Here is an 18,304-nt window from a genome sequence, read left to right as displayed (position 1 = left end):
CAGCAGTTCTCACAATTTTGTGACTCTTTTCGTTTTGATGACATTGTTGAAAATATCTTGAAAATTTCAGAAAGAAGCTATAGAATAGAGGTCAGTTTTATAAAAAGGAGAACGAAATGAAAGAAAAACACATGCTGATCTTGGGCTGGGTGGCTACTTTTATGTCTGTTATGATGTATGTTTCCTATATCCCACAGATTATGAATAATCTAGCTGGCAACAAGGGTGACTTTATCCAGCCTTCGGTAGCTGCTCTAAACTGTACTCTCTGGGTCATTTATGGTCTATTTAAAGAGAAGCGAGACATTCCTTTGGCTGCGGCTAATATGCCGGGCATCGTATTTGGCTTGATTACTGCTGCAACAGCCCTTATGTAAGATGAGATTGGGAGTTATGCCCAGTCTTTTTTTGTTGGAAAATCATTGGACAAAGTACTCACTTCACTTGAGCTATAGAGCCTGCCTATGGCTTTTGCTATGTAGAAAATATGCAGGCAGCGTTCAGCAGATTGCCTTTTTATGATACAATGGTAAGATGAGGTCAGTAGACATCTGCTGGCTGTTTCATCAGGAAGAAAGGGGTAAGAGAGCAAGCCTATGATACTTGAAGAATTTGACCAAAGTCGCAAGGCCATCATCAACCCAGAGGACTTGAATGAGTCCATAAAAGGTTTTCCGGAGACGGCTGTTTCCTGCTTTGCCAGAGAGACTTTTGCTCGGATGTTGGCGGATTTTGAGCATGAGCTGATTACGACGACTAGCATGGCAAATATTGAAATTCCTATCTATCGTGTTTTCGAAGATGGACGGGAATTAGCTCTCTTCAATGCACCTGTTGGAGCTTCGGCCTGTGTAGCTATTCTGGAAGACCTGATTGCGTTTGGCATGAAGAAGCTGGTGCTTTTCGGTACTTGTGGCATCTTGGATGAGGAGATTAAGGAAACGTCTGTCATTATCCCGACGGAGGCCTTGCGAGATGAGGGGACTAGCTATCACTACCAGCCGGCTAGCCGTGAGCAGGAAGTCAATCTTGGCCTGAAAGATTTTTTGACGGCTTTTCTGGATGAGCGTGGTATTTCCCACAGCGAGGGCAAGGTCTGGACGACAGACGGCATTTACCGTGAGACGCCTGCTAAACTCCGCCTGAGAAAGGCTGAGGGAGCGATCTGTGTGGATATGGAATGCTCAGCTGTAGCGGCCTTAGCAGCTTTTCGAGAGATAACCGTCTGCCAGTTCTTCTATGCAGCCGATCACTTGTCTGAGGAAACTTGGGATATGCGCAACCTAGCCAATCATGCAGACTTAGACGAAAAAGATAAGATTGCCAATCTAGCGATTCAAATCGCTCTGGCACTATAGAGAAATAAGATGAAAAAACCAATTATCCAATTTGAAGACTTTAGCTTTCAATATCAGGCCCAATCTGAGCCGACTCTGAAGCAGATTAATCTGACTATTTACGAGGGAGAGAAGGTTCTGATTGTTGGACCATCTGGCTCTGGTAAGTCAACGCTGGGCCAGTGTCTCAATGGGATTATCCCCAACATTTATAAAGGAGAGGCCAGCGGTCAGCTCTTGATTAAGGGTCAGCCAGCCTTTGAATCCAGCATTTATGATAAGTCCAATCTAGTCAGCACGGTCTTGCAGGACACGGATGGCCAGTTTATCGGGCTTAGTGTAGCAGAAGATTTGGCCTTTGCGCTGGAAAATGATGTGATGGAGCTGTCGCTTATGCGCGAAAAAGTCCGAATCTGGTCAGAGAAGCTGGATTTAGCGGAGCTTTTGCAGCATCGGCCTCAGGATCTATCCGGCGGTCAAAAGCAGCGCGTCAGTCTGGCTGGGGTTTTGATTGACGAGAGTCCTATTCTGCTCTTTGACGAGCCCTTGGCAAATCTGGATCCCAAGTCAGGTCAGGATACCATTGATTTGATTGACCAGCTTCATCGGGAGACGGAAACGACGACTCTGATTATCGAGCACCGCTTGGAAGATGTTCTTTACAGACCGGTAGACAGAATAGTGCTTGTCAATGACGGACGCATTCTCTTTAATGGACAGCCAGATGACCTTCTCAGAACACAACTGCTAGCTGAAAATGGTATTCGCGAGCCACTCTATGTTACTACTCTGCGCCAACTGGGTATTGATGTGGAAAAGACTGAGGGATTGTCCCGCTTGGATCAGCTGCAGTTGGCAGATGTGACCTTTGAGGGCAGGGATTGGTCTGACTCTGACAAAGAGTCTCAGGAGCCCTTGCTGGAACTGGAGCACGTTTCCTTTGCTTACCAGAGCGGCGGCAAGCCTATTTTGCAGGATATCAATCTGAAGATTTTCAAGGGTGAGCGGATAGCCATCGTTGGTAAAAATGGAGCTGGTAAGTCAACCCTGGCCAAGGCCCTCTGTCAGTTTATCGAGACTGAGGGGAGCTATAGCTGGCAGGGTCAGGATATCAAAGGAGACTCCATCAAGGAGCGAGCTGAGCGGATTGGCTATGTCCTGCAGAATCCCAATCAGATGATTTCGGCAGCCATGATTTTTGATGAAGTGGCTCTAGGCTTGCGCTTGCGCGGACTGGCAGAAGCGGAAATCGAAGAGCGGATCCATGCGGCTCTTAAAACGTGCGGTCTCTATGAATTCCGTAGTTGGCCGATTTCGGCCCTGTCTTTCGGCCAGAAGAAGCGGGTGACTATTGCGTCTATCTTGGTGCTGAATCCGGAGATTATCCTCTTGGATGAACCGACAGCTGGCCAGGACCAGCGCCATTATACAGAGATGATGGACTTTCTAGACGAGCTCAACCAGCAGGGACATACGATTATCATGATTACCCATGATATGCAGCTGATGCTGGATTACTCAGATCGGGCAGTAGTTGTGGTGGATGGTCAGATTTTAGCCGATAAGGCGCCTGCTCAGGTTCTGACAGATCAAGAGTTGATTGCAGCGGCTCATCTAAAAGAAACGTCAATCTTTGCTCTGGCTGAGAAGATTGGTGCCGACCCTCTGGCTTTGACTGAGTTTTATATGCGAGAAAAGGAGGACAAGCATGCTTAATCAGCGAAAATTAATCGGCTACCATGCAGGCGAGACGTTTCTTCATGGTTTGTCCGGTGCCAGCAAGATGCTGTTCTTCGTTCTGGTATCAGTGGCAGCCATGATCAGCTATGATACTCGCTTTTTGCTGGGGCTAGCCCTGCTGTCCCTCTGTCTCTTTCGGCTGTCCCATATCCGCATTCGAGACATTTCATTTGTTTTAGTCTTTGCGGCATCCTTTGCTGCTCTTAACTTAGTGATGGTCTATCTTTTCGCGCCTCAGTATGGTGTTGATATCTATGGAGCCAAAGATGTCCTCTGGACCGGATGGGGAGCTTATAATTTAACAGCTCAGCAGCTGTTCTACCTCTTTAATCTCCTGCTCAAGTATGTTTCGACCATACCTCTGGCAGTGATTTTCCTCATGACAACCCATCCCAGTCAGTTTGCTTCCAGCCTACATCAGCTTGGTATTTCTTATAAAATTGCTTACGCAGTCAGTCTGACGCTCCGCTATATTCCAGATTTGCAGGAAGAATTCTTCCTAATCAGAATGTCTCAGGAAGCGCGTGGGCAGGAATTATCCAAGAAAGCCAAACTGGCTCAGCGCGTGAAGGGAAATCTGCAGATTATCATTCCGCTGATTTTCAGCTCACTAGAGCGCATCAATACCATTGCCACAGCCATGGAGCTGCGCCGTTTCGGGAAAAATAAAAAACGGACCTGGTATACCTATCAGGCTCTAAGCAAACGAGATATGCTGGTACTGACACTGGCAGTCGCCTTTCTATTGCTCTGCTTTGTCCTCTTCGCAGTCAATCACGGCCGCTTTTATAACCCGTGGAGGTAGGATAAAGTGTGTGAACTTCGTTTAATATATATTAGGAGGATAACTACTAGGTGGAAGAAAGAATAAAGAGTAGATTCCGTAAGGACTTATTATTTCCTGTTTTATATGGTTTAGGAGGTATAATTTTTCTCTTCTATATGCCACATGCGGACGAATTTGGCTTTTGGGCATCCTTGATTTTTGCTGCTTTGCTACTACTGATGAGTGCACTCTTTACCTGGCTTGCTTGGATTACTAGGCAAAAGAGCTTGCAGAGCTATCAGAAGCTTTATTCTCATTATCCGGAGCTGGAGAAGGAGTTTTACAAGATTTACAACCAGTCTCGCTATTCACGTGAAAAACTATCTCTTTATCTTTATAAGGATGCAATCATACGAGATGATACCTATTTTCAGTTTCTTATGCTTTCTGATTTAACTGATTTGACTATTAAGATTGAGAAAGTTCAAGAGAACAAGTACGTCAAGTATCCTCATCTATATTTGTATTATAGTCCCATGAGTGCCAACAAAGATATTCGTCTGCATCTGGGACGATATACTAATCAAAATTATGTTGAACTATTACAGTTTTTAGATGTGGTTAATCAAGTCGCCCCTCAGATTAGAATCTATAATGAAGCAAATAAAAAATAATATTCTCTAATGGCGAAGAAAAATCAGGCAAGGATTGCCTGATTTTTTTCTTATAATGGTCTTTTGTTTGGCATGCCGGCTTTGCGGGGGTATTTATTGGGTGTTTCTTTCTTCTTTTCTACCACTGTGATAAAGCGAGGGTCACCGTTTGGTAAAGCATAGCTGAGGTTGTCTTGGACCTTGCTAAAGAGTAAGTTAAGGGCATTTTTTGCTTCGTCCAGTTCCTCAGGAGCATTGGAAGCCTTGAGCGCTAGGAGCTTCCCGCCAACTTTCAGGTAGGGAATGGTCAGTTCAGACAGAACCTGCATCCGAGCGACTGCACGGGCGGTGACGAGGTCAAATTGGGCCCGAAAAGCCTTGTCCTGAGCAAAGTCTTCTGCGCGGCCGTGGTAGAAGTGAACCTTGTCCAACTCCAGCTCCTCTGCCAGCAGTTTGAGGAAGTTGATGCGTTTGTTGAGCGAGTCAATGATAGTCACATCAAGCTGAGGACAGATGATTTTCATAGGGAGGCTAGGAAAGCCGGCCCCGGCTCCGATATCCAGCAGCTTAAGCTCTTGATTCTCAATCAGGCCTTGCAAAACGGGCGCAATTGAATCATAGAAATGCTTGAGATAGACTTCATTTTTCTCTGTGATAGCTGTCAGATTGATTTTTTCATTCCATTCGACCAAGAGTTGAAAATAACGCTTAAACTGATCTTTCTGGCGGTCGGTCAGCTCGATTCCCTGCTGGGCTAAGAGCTGGTAAAATTCTTGCGGTGTCATAGTTTCATCCTTGTTTGTCAGTATTCATCCTATTATATCATAAAAAGGAGACCCTAGCATTCTGCCGAAGGGCCTCTTTTCTTATATGCCAATCTGATTGAGGTCTGCCAAGAGCAGCTGGCGGCGCTCATCTTGATTAGTAGCTGGGTCAAAGAGAATTTCTTTTTTTATCTTGCCATCTAAAATGAGCAGAACCTTGTCTGCATAGGTAGCCACACTGGCATCATGCGTCACTAGGAGAATACTTGCGCCCTGCTGGTGGAAGTGCTGCATGAGCTCCATAGCTTGACGGCCAGCCTGAGAGTTGAGCGCTCCTGTCGGCTCGTCAGCAAAAATGATTCGAGGCTGGTTCATGAGAGCCCGGCAGATGCCGGCTCGCTGGAGCTGGCCGCCCGATACCTGATGGATAGAGCGGTGAGCAATGTCCTTAATGCCAGTCAGAGCCATTAACTCCTTGACTCGCTCATAGGCTGCCTTTCGCTCGCTGCTTTTCTTACCAATAATACTCGGTAGGCAGATATTGTCTAGGATATTGAGATTTTTCAGGAAGGTTGCCTGCTGGAAGACAAATCCGAAAGCCTCTCTGCGAAGGCGGTCTAAGTCCTTATCTTTCATAGCTAGCAGGTCCTGTCCCTGGTAAAGAATCTGTCCTTGGTCAGGTCTGTCAATGGTGGACAGAAGATTGAGAAGAGTGGATTTCCCGCAGCCAGACGGCCCCATGATGGCGATGAATTGGCCGCTTTCAATCTCAAGCGACAAATCACGGAGAATGGGCTCCTGATTTTCCTGATAGCTTTTGCTGAGGTTATGTGCTTCTAATAACATAGGCTTCTCCTCGGATGTAGAATAAATGCTAAGTGCTCAGAAGCTATCTGCTTAAGGTCAATGTTCCTTGAGATAGCGTCCAATTTCCAGCTTGTTCAGAGCTCGGAGACTGATGTGTGCTGCTGTGAGTCCGCTAAGAAGCAGAGCCAGCGGTGTCCATAGAAAAGTAAGCGACTTATTGATGATGAGCTGGAGTTTACTGATACCGAAGCTGCTGAGCAGCAGACTGCAGACTTCTTGCCCCAGACTAAGGAGCAGCAGGTCGGCTATTGCCAGAGCCAGCATCAAGATGAAGCAGACGGCGAGCAAATAGTGGCTCCTGAGTCGTTCACTGCCAAATCCCAGCATCCGATAAAGTGCCAAGTCAGCTTGATCCTTGGTGAAAATCATATAGACAAAGAGAGTCATTAGGATGAAGACAATGCCGAGCCCTGTCCAGAAAACGCTGGTCTGAATCAGGCGGAGCATGGCTAGCGTGTCATCAAAAGTCTGATGGAAAAAGTCTTCTACGTCGGTTAATTTATAGTTGGAATAGCGTTTTTTCCATTCGTTGATTTTTTGAGTTTTGTTGCTAGCATCTTTAAGGCGGATGGTCGTCAGACTATTGAGCGTTTGCGCTTGCTTTATCACAAAGACAGCCTTGGCGGTTTTGCCGCCGTAGGTCAGGTCTGAGTAGATACCGACTACTTTTAGTTTTCTGGCTTGACCGTCTACCGTCAAGGTCAAGCTGTCCCCTACTTTTAGCTTGAGCTCTTCTGCCTTAAGCTTGGAGAGGGCAATTTCATGCTCGTTTTTAGGATAGCGGCCTTGGCTGTATTTGACTGGAAATCCCGCATGGTTTCCCAGAGTTACCCGCAACTGCTGGGTCTGACCTTGCTGGTCTTGATAGGAGAAATTCTGGCTCTGGTACTGATTAATCTCTGCGATATCCTTGTCTGCCTGCAGTTCTTTCAGAAGCTGGGCAGCCTTGGTATCAATATCTTCAGTCTGAGAAATATCAATCAACACATCTGCCTGACCAGCTCCTAGATACTGGATGAAGTTCTTGTCCATCACAGTGCTGTAGAGACTGGCTGGCAGCAGGATAAGCAGGCTAATCAGACTGACAATGAGCAAGATAGTCAAATAGAGTTTTTTATGATTGAGAATCATTTTTAGGGCGAAATAGGGTCTGTCTAAGAGGGGGATAGTCGGTAAGCCCATTTTGGGAGTAGAAGGAGTCTCGGTCAGACTGTTGGAAGAAGCTAATCTTAAAGCTTGGCCAGGTGTCATTTTCTTAAAAGAGCTGAGAGGCCGGGCAGTCAGCCAGAAGACTAAGAGACAGAGCAATAGAGCCACTAGCGCTTCCAAAAGATAGCTATAGAAGGGCGTCGGACTTTGCCCCATAGACAGTGCCATTTGCTTTTTAAAAGGACTACTCAGAAGAAAGGACAGTCCCCAGCCTGCGATGGTTGCTAGAGCCAGACAGAAATAATACTTGGTCAGGTAGACCCTGCTGATAAAGCTTTGGGGCAGCCCCATCACTTTCATAACAGCAATCTGCTGCAGTTCTTCTTGAATCTTGGTCAGGAGGGCAAAGCGCATGCAGAGAAAGGTGATGCCGATAATGGCCACAACTAGCAGCCCCATGACTAGGATGACTAGAGCGTCATTGAAGCCGTTAATCATCTTGATCGTCGGATAGGTAATCATAGGCGGTCCATTGGACTCAAGCTCGGCATTTTTATAGGCTTGCTCGATGGTAGAGATTTGGCTAAGCTTATGCACTCGAAAGGCAATCAGGTTTTCATTAGATGCAAATGCTTCTGTTTTCAGAATCTGCAAATCAGTCTGTGAGATGAGGAAGCGTTTGGAGGAGACTAGACCGGCATTCATCTGAGCATCTCGGATAAAGCCCTGGACAGTCAGCTGTAGCTTGCCGACTCTTATTTTGTCGCCGATTTTGATTTTTCCGCTGTTGTAGTAGTAGAAGGGGATGAAAACTTGCCCTGGCCGAGGCTGGGCTGGCTGGTTATTCTGATCCAGCAGAAAGTCAAAGTTTTGGTTCTGACTGGAAAAGCCATTATCCTGGGAGCTATCCTGAAGCGAGTCCTGCCCATTGATGCGGATGGCTGATCCTTCCACATTGACAAAGTCTGTCAGCTGCCAAGAGGCAATTTCTGGATGCTGCTGGACGAAGTTTTGCAGCCGTTTTCGGTCGACGCTTCCGCTGTGCATCTGTAGCAGGTGAGGACTTTTAGCTGTTTCTACAAAGCGCTCAATTGAGCTAGTGAGACTAACGGTCAGGCGAGTGGCTGCAAAGCTCAGAGTCAGAGTCAGAAGCAGGAAAAGTCCAATGACTAGCATGCTGACTTTGTTTTCTTTTAAATCATTTTTTATCAAGCGTTGAAACATATTCCAGCTCCTTTACTGAACGTGCTCGGGAGAGCAGATAAGCACCGATGCTGATAGAGATACCGGATAGGATAAAGAGCAGACCGTAGCCTCTGCCTCCGCCAACACCGATGATTTTTCCGACAGAATTTGCCAGCCAGCCAAAGTAAGTCAGCGAGGGTTTGAAAAGAGTGTCTGCGACCCAACCCATGCCGGCATAAGCTAGCACATAGCCTAGCTGAGAAATAATCCCAATGGTCCCCCAGACCTTGCCTTGATCGGCTTTGTTAATATTGATGCGGACCAGATAGTCAATGGCTGTATTGGCGAAAGGTAGGGCAGCAAAGAGGAGAAAGCCAAAACTGCAAATCCAGATGAAGTTTTCCTTCATTCCTAGCCCAACCATGAAGAGTCCCAGTAGAAATAGTGAGAGGCAGAGCATACGATGGAAGTGTTTTTTGATAGCAAATATCCCCAGAACCAAGCCTCCTATCAGCATCCCGCTGCTGGAGATGGTCATGACCCAGCCGGCTGTTTTAGCGTCTGCGAAAGCCAGTACCAAGGGAGAAAGCAGGATTTGGACAGTTCCCAGAAAGAAGGAAAAGCCTGTTCCGGCTAGGACTAAAATCCAGATGCCTTTTTTTTCATAGACGATTTGAAAACCTTTAAGGAAATCTGCCCAGAAACGACTATCACTGCTATAAACTTGCGAATCAATGGCCCTACGAGCCAGCAAGGTACAGGCTACTGTCACGAAAATAGTTGAAAAATCCAGCAACAGAATCGTGCTGATATGTCCACTTGCCAAAATCATTCCAGCCAAGGCTGGTGAGATCAGATAGCGGGCAATGCCATTAATCTGGGACAAACCAGTTGCTTTTGATAACTGGTCTTCAGGCAGCAAGTCGGAAATCGTAGCTCGAAAGGCCGGATTGACCAAGGCTGAAAAGAGCGAACTAATGGCAGCTCCGATACAGATGAAAATCAAAGCAGGATTCTTCAGACTAAAGTAAATCCAGAGAACTCCTAAGCCTGACAGACCATCTCCCAGAGCCATCAGCAATCTTCGGTCATAGCGATCGGCCAGAATTCCAGCCAGAGGAGTAACCAAAAGACCGGGTAGAAAAGCACAAAGAGTAACAAAAGAAGAAACAGAAACCAAACCGGTCAGCTGGAAGATATGAACTCCTAAAGCGAAAGAAGTCATACCAGAGCCGATTTCCGAGATGAGGCTTCCAATCCAAATCAATAAAAAGAGTCTAAAGCCTGATTGTTTCATAGTTGCCTCCTAATCTTGTGACGTCAGTAAGTGTAAATAGTGAATCTAGTAATTAGCTTTCTAGCTGCTTTGAGTCTGAATCAGGGATAGAAAGGGATTGAAGTAGCCTTGCCGGCTGTGGAAAATAGTTTCTAAAAGATAGAGAAAAGCCTGTAGTTTTTGCTGCTGTTTTTCTGGGGGGAGAGCCTGAAAACTGCTACCAAAAGCTTGAAGCGAATAAGTAAGAACCATTTCCAGACTTTCGTATGGATAGTCAGTTTTCATGTCTCCAGCAGCGATACCGTCTTGGATGATGGGAAGTAGAATCTGAGGTGCCCGTTCAAGAAGAATTTGATTGGTCTTTTCGTGCAGGAGCGCATTTTGCGGCTGATTGAGATGCAGCAGCACTTCCTCTCCCTCTTGGTGATTGAGATTCAGAGCAGCCATACTGCCAACCAAGCGCTCTATGATAGTCAGTCCACGATTATCAGCAAAGGCTTGGGAAGCTGTAAATGCTTGTTCAATGGTTCGCTCAATGATGGCATCCATTATTTCTTCCTTAGAAGAAAAGTAATAGTAGAGAGTACCACGGGCAATTTGAGTCGCTTCTAAAATCTGGGAGATAGAGGTCTGGTCAAAGCCTTGCTCCATAAAAAGCTTCTGAGCAGTATCTAAGATAAAGTCTTTTTTATTGGCCATGTTTGCATCCTTTTTGGTAGTAAAATTTTATTCGACCGACAGTCGGTTTATTCTTTCCTTTATCGTACATCTTTTCTAAATCCATGTCAAGGATAAAGACAGTTCCTCTATTTTTTGATATAATAAGTCTAATCAAAATTGGAGGAGTATATCATGACTTTTATTATTGTTCTTATTATTGTCGCGGTTTTAGCATTCTTCGTTGTTGGTGCTTACAATACCTTGGTTAAAAGCCGCATGCAGACTCAGGAAGCTTGGAGCCAGATTGATGTGCAGCTCAAGCGTCGTAATGACCTGATTCCTAACCTCTTGGAAACGGTCAAAGGCTATGGCAAGTACGAGCAAGCAACCTTGGAAAAGGTAACCCAATTGCGCAACCAGGTAGCTTCAGCTGCTTCACCAGCCGAAGCTATGCAAGCCAGTGACGCCCTTTCTCGTCAGATTTCTGGAATCTTTGCAGTTGCTGAAAGCTATCCAGATCTGAAAGCGAACACTAACTACCTGAAGTTGCAGGAAGAGCTGACCAATACTGAAAATAAAATTGCTTATTCTCGTCAGCTTTATAATTCAGTAACTAGCAACTACAATGTCAAGCTGGAAACTTTCCCAAGCAATATTGTTGCAGGAATGTTTGGCTTTAAAGCTGCAGACTTCCTCAAAACACCAGAAGAAGAAAAGGCTGTACCAAAAGTTGACTTTGGCAGCACTGGACTAGGTGACTAAGATGCTATTTGATCAAATTGCCAGCAATAAAAGGAGGACTTGGCTCCTCCTTATCGCTTTTTTCGGTCTCTTGGCTCTTGTTGGAGCAGCTATTGGCTATCTCTGGCTGCGGTCTGCTGTAGGTGGTGTCTTGCTAGCTTTAATTATCGGAGCGATTTATGCGGGAGTGATGATTTTTCAGTCTACAGAGGTTGTCATGGCGATGAACGGAGCCCGCGAGGTCTCTGAGCAGGAAGCGCCTGAGCTCTATCATATCGTACAAGATATGGCCATGGTCGCTCAGATTCCTATGCCTCGTGTCTATATCGTAGAGGATCCCTCTCCCAATGCTTTTGCGACTGGCTCTAAGCCTGAAAATGCAGCTGTCGCGGCAACGACAGGTATCTTGCAAATCATGAATCGTGAGGAGCTTGAGGGAGTGATTGGTCATGAAGTCAGTCATATTCGCAATTATGATATTCGAATTTCAACGATTGCTGTGGCTTTGGCCAGTGCTATTACCCTGTTGTCTAGCCTGGCTGGCCGTATGATGTGGTTTGGTGGCGGACGTCGGAGTAGTAATGATCGAGATAACGATAGTGGTTTGGGAATTATTCTCCTTATCGTATCATTGATTGCTATCGTTTTAGCTCCTCTGGCAGCTACCTTGGTGCAGTTGGCCATTTCTCGTCAGCGGGAGTTTCTGGCTGATGCTTCTAGTGTAGAGCTGACCCGCAATCCGCAAGGGATGATTAATGCCTTACTCAAGCTGGATCGCAGCGAGCCTATGGAGCATCATGTCGATGATGCCAGTGCGGCTCTCTATATCAGCGACCCTAAGAAAGAAGGTGGACTGAAAAAACTCTTCTATACGCACCCTCCTATCTCAGAGCGGGTGGAGCGCTTGAGACATATGTAAAAGCTGGGAATAAATTATTTACAAAACTTAGACCAATAACTAGTAAAAGGATTTAGTTCTGCATTGAACAGGACTAAGTCCTTTTCATTTTACTTCCTTTCATTCATGTCTAAAAAATATTCGTTTAGATTTTGTTACAGTTTTATTTCAGTTATCCATGAACCTCAGATTATCCAAGTTTATTTTTGTATAAGTAAGGAGGCTAGTTTTGAAAAAGCCAGTGTTTTCAAGTTGTCAGGTTGAACCCTTCTGAGAATCTTATAAAATCAATATTTTCTTGAAAACCATATAACTTTCAGAAAAAATCACTATATTGAGTATTCCTATCTTTCAAATTAATCTATTTGTATTATTTGGAAATATAAAGTAATTTTTTTGTAACATATTCGAAATATATTACTAGTATATTAAATTTAGTAAAAAATTTTATTGCATATATGAAACCGGGGGTTCGGTATGTTGAAAACATTTGGAAAAATTTTCAAAGTCATTAGAGAATCAAAAAACATGTCTCTTAAAGAAGCGGCGGCCGGAGATATTTCAGTGGCTCAATTGTCCCGTTTTGAGCGGGGAGTCAGTGGTATCACGCTTGATTCTTTCTATTGCTGCTTGAAGAATATGGCTGTTTCTCTAGACGAGTTCCAGTATGTTTACCATAACTACATTGAGGCAGATGATGCGCTTTTCTCAAAAAAAGTAGCTGATGCTTATCAGGAAAACAATGTTGTCAAACTCCAAAGTATATTGGCTAGCTCAGAAGCTTTGGCTGAAAAGTTCCCTGAGAAGAAGAACTATAGGCTTAATACAATTGTTGTTAGAGCAGTATTGTCTTCCTGCAGTCCAGATTTTCAGATTAGCAAGAAAGATGTAGAATTTCTGACCGATTATCTCTTTTCCGTTGAGGAGTGGGGGCGTTATGAGCTCTGGCTCTTTACTAATAGTGTGGATCTATTGACCTTGGAAACACTGGAGACCTTTGCTAGTGAGATGATTAACCGCACCCAGTTTTATAATAATCTACCGGAGAATCGCCGGCGTATTATCAAGATGCTGCTTAATGTTATCAGCGTCTGCATAGAGAGTAATCATTTGCTAGTTGCTATGAGATTCCTCAATTATCTTGACCATTCTAAAATCCCTGAGACAGATCTTTATGATCGGATGCTGATTAAGTATCATAGGGCTCTTTATTCCTACAAGGTTGGGAATAGCTATGCTCTGAGTGATATTGAGGAATGCTTATCTTTCTTGGAATTTTTAGATTCCTTCGGTGTTGCCCAGAAGCTCAAGGCTCAGTTTGAAAGAATTTGCCTTTCCCAGTTGCAGATGTGCAAATAAAATAGACTCATTTCTAAAAATATACTAGAATAAGAGTATAACTTTATACCAAATTCAGAAGGAGGCTTTATGATGGAGAAAAAAATTCATTATAAGATGCATAAAGTTAAGAAGAACTGGGTAGCCATCGGTGTGACTACCTTAGCACTTATCGTAGCGCCAAAAGTACTTGGTCTCGAAGCAGGTCTTGTCCACGCTGATGATGTTAAGCAGGTGGCAGTTCAAGAACCAGCTGCAGCTCAGGATAGTGGCTCAGGGCAGCCAGTTCAAGTACAAGCTAACTCAGCTTCTCAGCTGGAAGCAGAAAAATCAACTTCTGCAGACAAGGTGACTGATGCTGCTGTAGCCAGTGAAAAAACTGTTGAAACTGCAGCAAATACGGAAGCGACAGCTCAAACAGATGCTCAAGAGCCAGCTAAGCCGGCAGTAGAAGAAGCAGCAACTACAGAAAAGGCGGCCGTTGCTGAAGAAGCAAAAGCGGCTAATGCAACATCAGAAACTGCTAAAACTGCAGCAATTGCTCAGGATAGACAAGCAAGTCCAGCAACTGCTGACAAACAAGCAAAGAAGACTGTTACAGACAAGATTGTTGCAAATCCAAGGGTTGCAAAGAAAGATCGTTTGCCAGAACCGGCTCAAAGACAGGGAGCGATAGCTGAAAGAATGCGTGCTGCTCAAGCCCAAGCGGCGCCTGTTAATACTGAGCATGATGATGACGTCTTATCTCACATCAAGACCATTGATGGCAAGAAATACTATGTTCAGGACGACGGTACAGTTAAAAAGAATTTTGCAGTTGAGCTCAATGGAAAAATTCTTTATTTCGATGCAGAGACTGGAGCATTGATTGATTCAGCTGAGTATCAATTCCAGCAAGGTACTAGCAGTCTCAATAATGAATTCACTCAAAAGAATGCTTTTTATGGTACAACGGACAAGGATGTTGAAACAATAGACGGCTACTTGACAGCAGATAGCTGGTATCGTCCAAAGTTCATCTTGAAAGACGGAAAAACATGGACAGCCTCAACAGAAACAGACCTACGTCCGCTTTTGATGGCTTGGTGGCCTGATAAGCAAACGCAGGTTAGCTATCTCAACTATATGAATCAGCAAGGTCTGGGAGCAGGAGCTTTTGAAAACAAAGTGGAACAAGCTATCCTGACAGGTGCTTCTCAGCAGGTTCAGCGCAAAATTGAAGAAAGAATCGGTAAAGAAGGCGATACTAAATGGCTGAGAACACTGATGGGCGCATTTGTCAAAACTCAGCCAAACTGGAATATCAAGACAGAGTCTGAAACAACTGGTACGAATAAGGACCACTTGCAAGGCGGAGCTCTGCTTTATAGCAATAGTGATAAGACTTCTCATGCTAATTCTAAGTACCGTATCCTGAACCGCACACCTACCAACCAAACTGGTACACCTAAGTACTTCATTGACAAGTCAAATGGTGGTTATGAGTTCCTGCTAGCTAACGACTTTGATAACTCTAATCCAGCTGTTCAGGCTGAGCAACTCAACTGGCTGCACTTTATGATGAACTTCGGCAGCATCGTAGCCAACGATCCGACTGCTAACTTTGACGGAGTTCGTGTCGATGCGGTAGACAATGTCAATGCTGACTTGCTCCAAATTGCCTCTGACTACTTCAAGTCTCGCTACAAGGTTGGAGAAAGTGAAGAAGAAGCCATCAAGCATCTGTCTATCTTGGAAGCTTGGTCTGACAACGACCCTGACTACAACAAAGACACCAAGGGTGCACAATTACCGATTGATAATAAGCTTCGTCTATCCTTGCTTTATTCGTTCATGCGCAAGCTTTCTATCCGTAGTGGTGTAGAGCCAACGATTACGAATAGTCTGAATGACCGTTCTACTGAAAAGAAAAATGGCGAACGGATGGCCAACTATATCTTTGTTCGGGCTCATGATAGTGAAGTGCAGACCGTTATTGCCGACATCATCCGGGAAAATATCAATCCAAACACGGATGGTTTGACCTTTACCATGGATGAGCTCAAGCAAGCCTTCAAGATCTACAACGAAGATATGCGAAAGGCGGACAAGAAGTATACACAGTTCAATATCCCAACTGCTCATGCTCTTATGCTCTCCAACAAAGACTCCATCACTCGGGTTTACTATGGTGATCTCTATACAGATGACGGTCAATATATGGAGAAAAAATCTCCTTACCACGACGCTATCGATGCCCTGTTGCGTGCTCGGATTAAGTATGTAGCTGGTGGTCAGGACATGAAAGTCACATATATGGGTGTGCCTCGTGAGGCTGATAAATGGTCTTACAATGGTATTTTGACTTCTGTTCGTTACGGTACTGGTGCTAACGAAGCAACAGATGAAGGAACAGCAGAAACTCGTACCCAAGGGATGGCAGTTATTGCTTCTAACAACCCGAATCTCAAGCTGAATGAGTGGGATAAACTGCAAGTCAATATGGGAGCAGCCCATAAGAATCAATACTACCGTCCTGTGCTCTTGACGACCAAAGATGGTATTTCCCGCTATTTAACTGACGAAGAAGTGCCGCAATCCCTCTGGAAGAAGACAGATGCCAATGGTATTTTGACCTTTGATATGAACGATATCGCAGGCTACAGCAATGTCCAAGTTTCTGGTTATCTGGCTGTTTGGGTACCAGTTGGTGCTAAAGAGAATCAGGATGCTCGTGTAACAGCTAGCAAGAAGAAAAATGCCAGCGGTCAGGTTTACGAATCTAGCGCGGCTCTTGATTCTCAGCTGATTTACGAAGGATTCTCTAACTTCCAAGACTTTGCAACTCGTGATGACCAGTATACCAATAAAGTCATTGCCAAAAATGTCAACCTCTTCAAGGAATGGGGAGTAACATCATTTGAGCTGCCACCGCAGTACGTATCTAGCCAAGACGGTACTTTCCTAGATTCTATCATCCAGAATGGTTATGCCTTTGAAGACCGCTATGACATGGCTATGAGCAAGAACAATAAATATGGTTCTTTAGATGACCTGCTCAATGCTCTCCGTGCTCTTCACAGTGTCAATATCCAAGCCATTGCGGACTGGGTGCCAGACCAAATCTACAACCTGCCAGGCAAGGAAGTGGTAACAGCAACTCGTGTCAACAACTACGGAACCTACCGTGAAGGCGCAGAAATCAAGGAAAATCTTTACGTTGCCAATACTAAAACGAATGGTACAGACTATCAAGGTAAGTATGGTGGAGCCTTCTTGGATGAACTCAAAGCTAAATATCCAGAAATCTTTGAACGAGTACAGATTTCCAACGGTCAAAAGATGACGACTGATGAGAAGATTACCAAGTGGTCTGCTAAACATTTCAACGGTACTAATATCTTGGGTCGTGGTGCATACTATGTTCTTAAAGACTGGGCTAGCAACGAATATCTCAACAACAAGAATGGTGAGATGGTACTGCCTAAGCAATTAGTTAATAAGAATGCTTACACAGGATTTGTCAAAGATACTACTGGATTCAAGTACTATTCAACTAGTGGCTATCAAGCTAAAAATTCCTTTATCCAAGATGAAAATGGAAATTGGTATTACTTTGATAAACGAGGTTACCTAGCAACAGGTGCTCATGAAATTGATGGCAAGCAAGTTTATTTCCTCAAGAATGGTATTCAGCTGCGTGATTCTCTCCGTGAAGATGAAAACGGCAATCAGTACTACTACGATAAGACTGGCGCCCAAATTCTCAACCGTTACTACACTACTGACGGCCAAAACTGGCGTTACTTTGATGCCAAGGGTGTCATGGCTAGAGGTCTGGTAACCATGGGCGGCAATCAGCAATTCTTTGACCAAAATGGCTACCAAGTCAAGGGCAAGATTGCGCGTGCCAAAGATGGTAAACTTCGTTACTTTGATAAGGATTCAGGTAATGCTGCTGCTAACCGCTTTGCCCAAGGTGATAATCCAAGTGACTGGTACTATTTCGGAGCAGATGGTGTTGCAGTAACAGGTCTTCAAAAACTTGGCCAACAAACACTTTACTTCGACCAAGATGGCAAGCAAGTCAAGGGTAAAATCGTGACACTTGCAGACAAGAGTATCCGTTACTTCGATGCTAATTCAGGAGAAATGGCAGTCGGCAAGTTTGCAGAAGGATCTAAGAATGAATGGTATTACTTCGATCAAGCTGGTAAAGCAGTGACAGGTCTTCAGAAGATTGGCCAACAAACCCTTTACTTTGACCAAGATGGTAAGCAAGTCAAAGGTAAAGTAGTAACTCTGGCTGATAAAACGATCCGTTACTTCGATGCTAATTCTGGAGAAATGGCAGTCGGCAAGTTTGCAGAAGGTGCCAAGAACGAATGGTATTACTTTGATCAGGCTGGTAAAGCAGTGACAGGTCTTCAGAAGATTGGTCAACAAACCCTTTACTTCGACCAAAATGGTAAGCAAGTCAAAGGACAGCTAGTAACTCTGGCTGATAAATCAATCCGTTACTTCGATGCCAACTCCGGTGAAATGGCAGCCAACAAGTTTGTTGAAGGTGCCAAGAACGAATGGTACTACTTCGATCAGGCTGGTAAAGCAGTGACAGGTTTGCAGCAGATTGGCCAACAAACCCTTTACTTCGACCAAAATGGCAAGCAAGTCAAAGGCAAGATTGTCTATGTCAATGGTGCTAACCGTTACTTTGATGCCAATTCAGGCGAAATGGCACGCAATAAATGGATTCAGCTGGAAGATGGAAGTTGGATGTACTTTGACCGCAATGGTAGAGGCAGACGCTTCGGCTGGAACTAATAGCAATAGAATAGGCTAAATGAAACTTAATCTTTAGCTTTCTAATACACAAAAACGATAACTTCTTGTTTGGAAGTTATCGTTTTTGCTGTCTTTTAGGAGAACAAATATAGAAACAAGATTGATC

General features: G+C 44.5%; 14 protein-coding genes. 9 read left to right on the top strand and 5 right to left on the bottom strand.

Annotated elements, in window-relative coordinates; genetic code table 11:
* The first annotated feature begins 116 nt into the window (after window positions 1-116).
* From PCY71_RS04825 to PCY71_RS04805, 5 genes are all read left to right on the top strand, one after another.
* Complete coding sequence (locus PCY71_RS04825; RefSeq protein ID WP_002898091.1) at window positions 117-377, top strand: SemiSWEET family transporter; 261 nt, start codon at window positions 117-119, stop codon at window positions 375-377.
* 219 nt (window positions 378-596) lie between these two features.
* Window positions 597-1,358, top strand: a complete 762-nt coding sequence (locus PCY71_RS04820) for a nucleoside phosphorylase (RefSeq protein WP_301412466.1) — start codon at window positions 597-599, stop codon at window positions 1,356-1,358.
* Window positions 1,359-1,367: 9 nt separating this feature from the next.
* On the top strand, window positions 1,368-3,053 hold the full coding sequence (locus PCY71_RS04815; protein WP_301412465.1) for an ABC transporter ATP-binding protein: 1,686 nt from the start codon (window positions 1,368-1,370) through the stop codon (window positions 3,051-3,053).
* Window positions 3,046-3,882: an energy-coupling factor transporter transmembrane protein EcfT gene (locus PCY71_RS04810; RefSeq protein WP_125342442.1), complete on the top strand. Its 837-nt coding sequence runs from the start codon at window positions 3,046-3,048 to the stop codon at window positions 3,880-3,882. Before PCY71_RS04815 ends, PCY71_RS04810 begins: the two co-directional genes overlap by 8 nt.
* A 50-nt stretch (window positions 3,883-3,932) precedes the next feature.
* Window positions 3,933-4,517, top strand: coding sequence for a hypothetical protein (locus PCY71_RS04805; RefSeq protein WP_048772621.1), 585 nt, complete (start codon window positions 3,933-3,935; stop codon window positions 4,515-4,517).
* A gap of 50 nt (window positions 4,518-4,567) precedes the next feature.
* Here the strand turns inward: PCY71_RS04805 and rsmG are convergent, their stop codons facing one another.
* The 5 genes from rsmG to PCY71_RS04780 all read right to left on the bottom strand — a co-directional run bounded on the left by rsmG (window position 4,568) and on the right by PCY71_RS04780 (window position 10,436).
* On the bottom strand, window positions 4,568-5,281 hold the full coding sequence (rsmG, locus tag PCY71_RS04800) for a 16S rRNA (guanine(527)-N(7))-methyltransferase RsmG (protein ID WP_048772625.1): 714 nt from the start codon (window positions 5,279-5,281) through the stop codon (window positions 4,568-4,570).
* 81 nt (window positions 5,282-5,362) lie between these two features.
* Window positions 5,363-6,106 carry an ABC transporter ATP-binding protein gene (locus PCY71_RS04795; protein ID WP_048772627.1) on the bottom strand — a complete coding sequence of 248 codons (744 nt, stop codon included), beginning with the start codon at window positions 6,104-6,106 and terminating at the stop codon, window positions 5,363-5,365.
* A 57-nt stretch (window positions 6,107-6,163) separates the two neighbouring features.
* Window positions 6,164-8,500 (bottom strand): FtsX-like permease family protein, encoded by a 2,337-nt coding sequence (locus PCY71_RS04790; protein ID WP_048772629.1) that lies wholly within the window; start codon window positions 8,498-8,500, stop codon window positions 6,164-6,166.
* Entirely contained in the window at window positions 8,475-9,758 is a 1,284-nt protein-coding gene (locus PCY71_RS04785; RefSeq protein ID WP_048772635.1) for an MFS transporter, read from the bottom strand. Before PCY71_RS04785 ends, PCY71_RS04790 begins: the two co-directional genes overlap by 26 nt.
* Before the next feature lie 60 nt (window positions 9,759-9,818).
* The gene (locus PCY71_RS04780; protein ID WP_048772639.1) at window positions 9,819-10,436 is read right to left on the bottom strand and encodes a TetR/AcrR family transcriptional regulator; all 618 of its coding nucleotides are present in this window, start codon (window positions 10,434-10,436) and stop codon (window positions 9,819-9,821) included.
* A 153-nt stretch (window positions 10,437-10,589) separates the two neighbouring features.
* Here PCY71_RS04780 and PCY71_RS04775 point away from each other — a divergent pair, with 153 nt between their 5' ends.
* The 4 genes from PCY71_RS04775 to PCY71_RS04760 all read left to right on the top strand — a co-directional run bounded on the left by PCY71_RS04775 (window position 10,590) and on the right by PCY71_RS04760 (window position 18,177).
* Window positions 10,590-11,159, top strand: coding sequence for a LemA family protein (locus PCY71_RS04775; protein WP_002915741.1), 570 nt, complete (start codon window positions 10,590-10,592; stop codon window positions 11,157-11,159).
* A gap of 1 nt (window position 11,160) precedes the next feature.
* Window positions 11,161-12,057, top strand: a complete 897-nt coding sequence (gene htpX / locus PCY71_RS04770; protein ID WP_048772641.1) for a zinc metalloprotease HtpX — start codon at window positions 11,161-11,163, stop codon at window positions 12,055-12,057.
* 456 nt (window positions 12,058-12,513) lie between these two features.
* Complete coding sequence (locus PCY71_RS04765) at window positions 12,514-13,395, top strand: helix-turn-helix domain-containing protein (protein ID WP_002922003.1); 882 nt, start codon at window positions 12,514-12,516, stop codon at window positions 13,393-13,395.
* A 69-nt stretch (window positions 13,396-13,464) separates the two neighbouring features.
* A complete protein-coding gene (locus PCY71_RS04760) occupies window positions 13,465-18,177 on the top strand; it encodes a glycoside hydrolase family 70 protein (protein WP_048772644.1) in 4,713 nt (1,570 codons plus the stop codon).
* The last annotated feature ends 127 nt before the right edge of the window (window positions 18,178-18,304 follow it).

The organism is Streptococcus sp. SN3, from assembly GCF_030439905.1.
The sequence above is the reverse complement of the archived record's forward strand: the minus strand, read 5'-3'. Positions and strand labels throughout refer to the sequence as shown.

Bases quoted from the DNA above. Each gene is read 5' to 3' on its own strand.
- PCY71_RS04815 (WP_301412465.1), top strand. From the start codon at position 1,368: ATGAAAAAACCAATTATCCAATTTGAAGACTTTAGCTTTCAATATCAG.
- PCY71_RS04825 (WP_002898091.1), top strand. From the start codon at position 117: ATGAAAGAAAAACACATGCTGATCTTGGGCTGGGTGGCTACTTTTATG.
- rsmG (WP_048772625.1), bottom strand. From the start codon at position 5,281: ATGACACCGCAAGAATTTTACCAGCTCTTAGCCCAGCAGGGAATCGAG.
- PCY71_RS04790 (WP_048772629.1), bottom strand. From the start codon at position 8,500: ATGTTTCAACGCTTGATAAAAAATGATTTAAAAGAAAACAAAGTCAGC.
- htpX (WP_048772641.1), top strand. From the start codon at position 11,161: ATGCTATTTGATCAAATTGCCAGCAATAAAAGGAGGACTTGGCTCCTC.
- PCY71_RS04765 (WP_002922003.1), top strand. From the start codon at position 12,514: ATGTTGAAAACATTTGGAAAAATTTTCAAAGTCATTAGAGAATCAAAA.
- PCY71_RS04760 (WP_048772644.1), top strand. From the start codon at position 13,465: ATGATGGAGAAAAAAATTCATTATAAGATGCATAAAGTTAAGAAGAAC.
- PCY71_RS04795 (WP_048772627.1), bottom strand. From the start codon at position 6,106: ATGTTATTAGAAGCACATAACCTCAGCAAAAGCTATCAGGAAAATCAG.
- PCY71_RS04780 (WP_048772639.1), bottom strand. From the start codon at position 10,436: ATGGCCAATAAAAAAGACTTTATCTTAGATACTGCTCAGAAGCTTTTT.
- PCY71_RS04785 (WP_048772635.1), bottom strand. From the start codon at position 9,758: ATGAAACAATCAGGCTTTAGACTCTTTTTATTGATTTGGATTGGAAGC.
- PCY71_RS04775 (WP_002915741.1), top strand. From the start codon at position 10,590: ATGACTTTTATTATTGTTCTTATTATTGTCGCGGTTTTAGCATTCTTC.
- PCY71_RS04820 (WP_301412466.1), top strand. From the start codon at position 597: ATGATACTTGAAGAATTTGACCAAAGTCGCAAGGCCATCATCAACCCA.
- PCY71_RS04810 (WP_125342442.1), top strand. From the start codon at position 3,046: ATGCTTAATCAGCGAAAATTAATCGGCTACCATGCAGGCGAGACGTTT.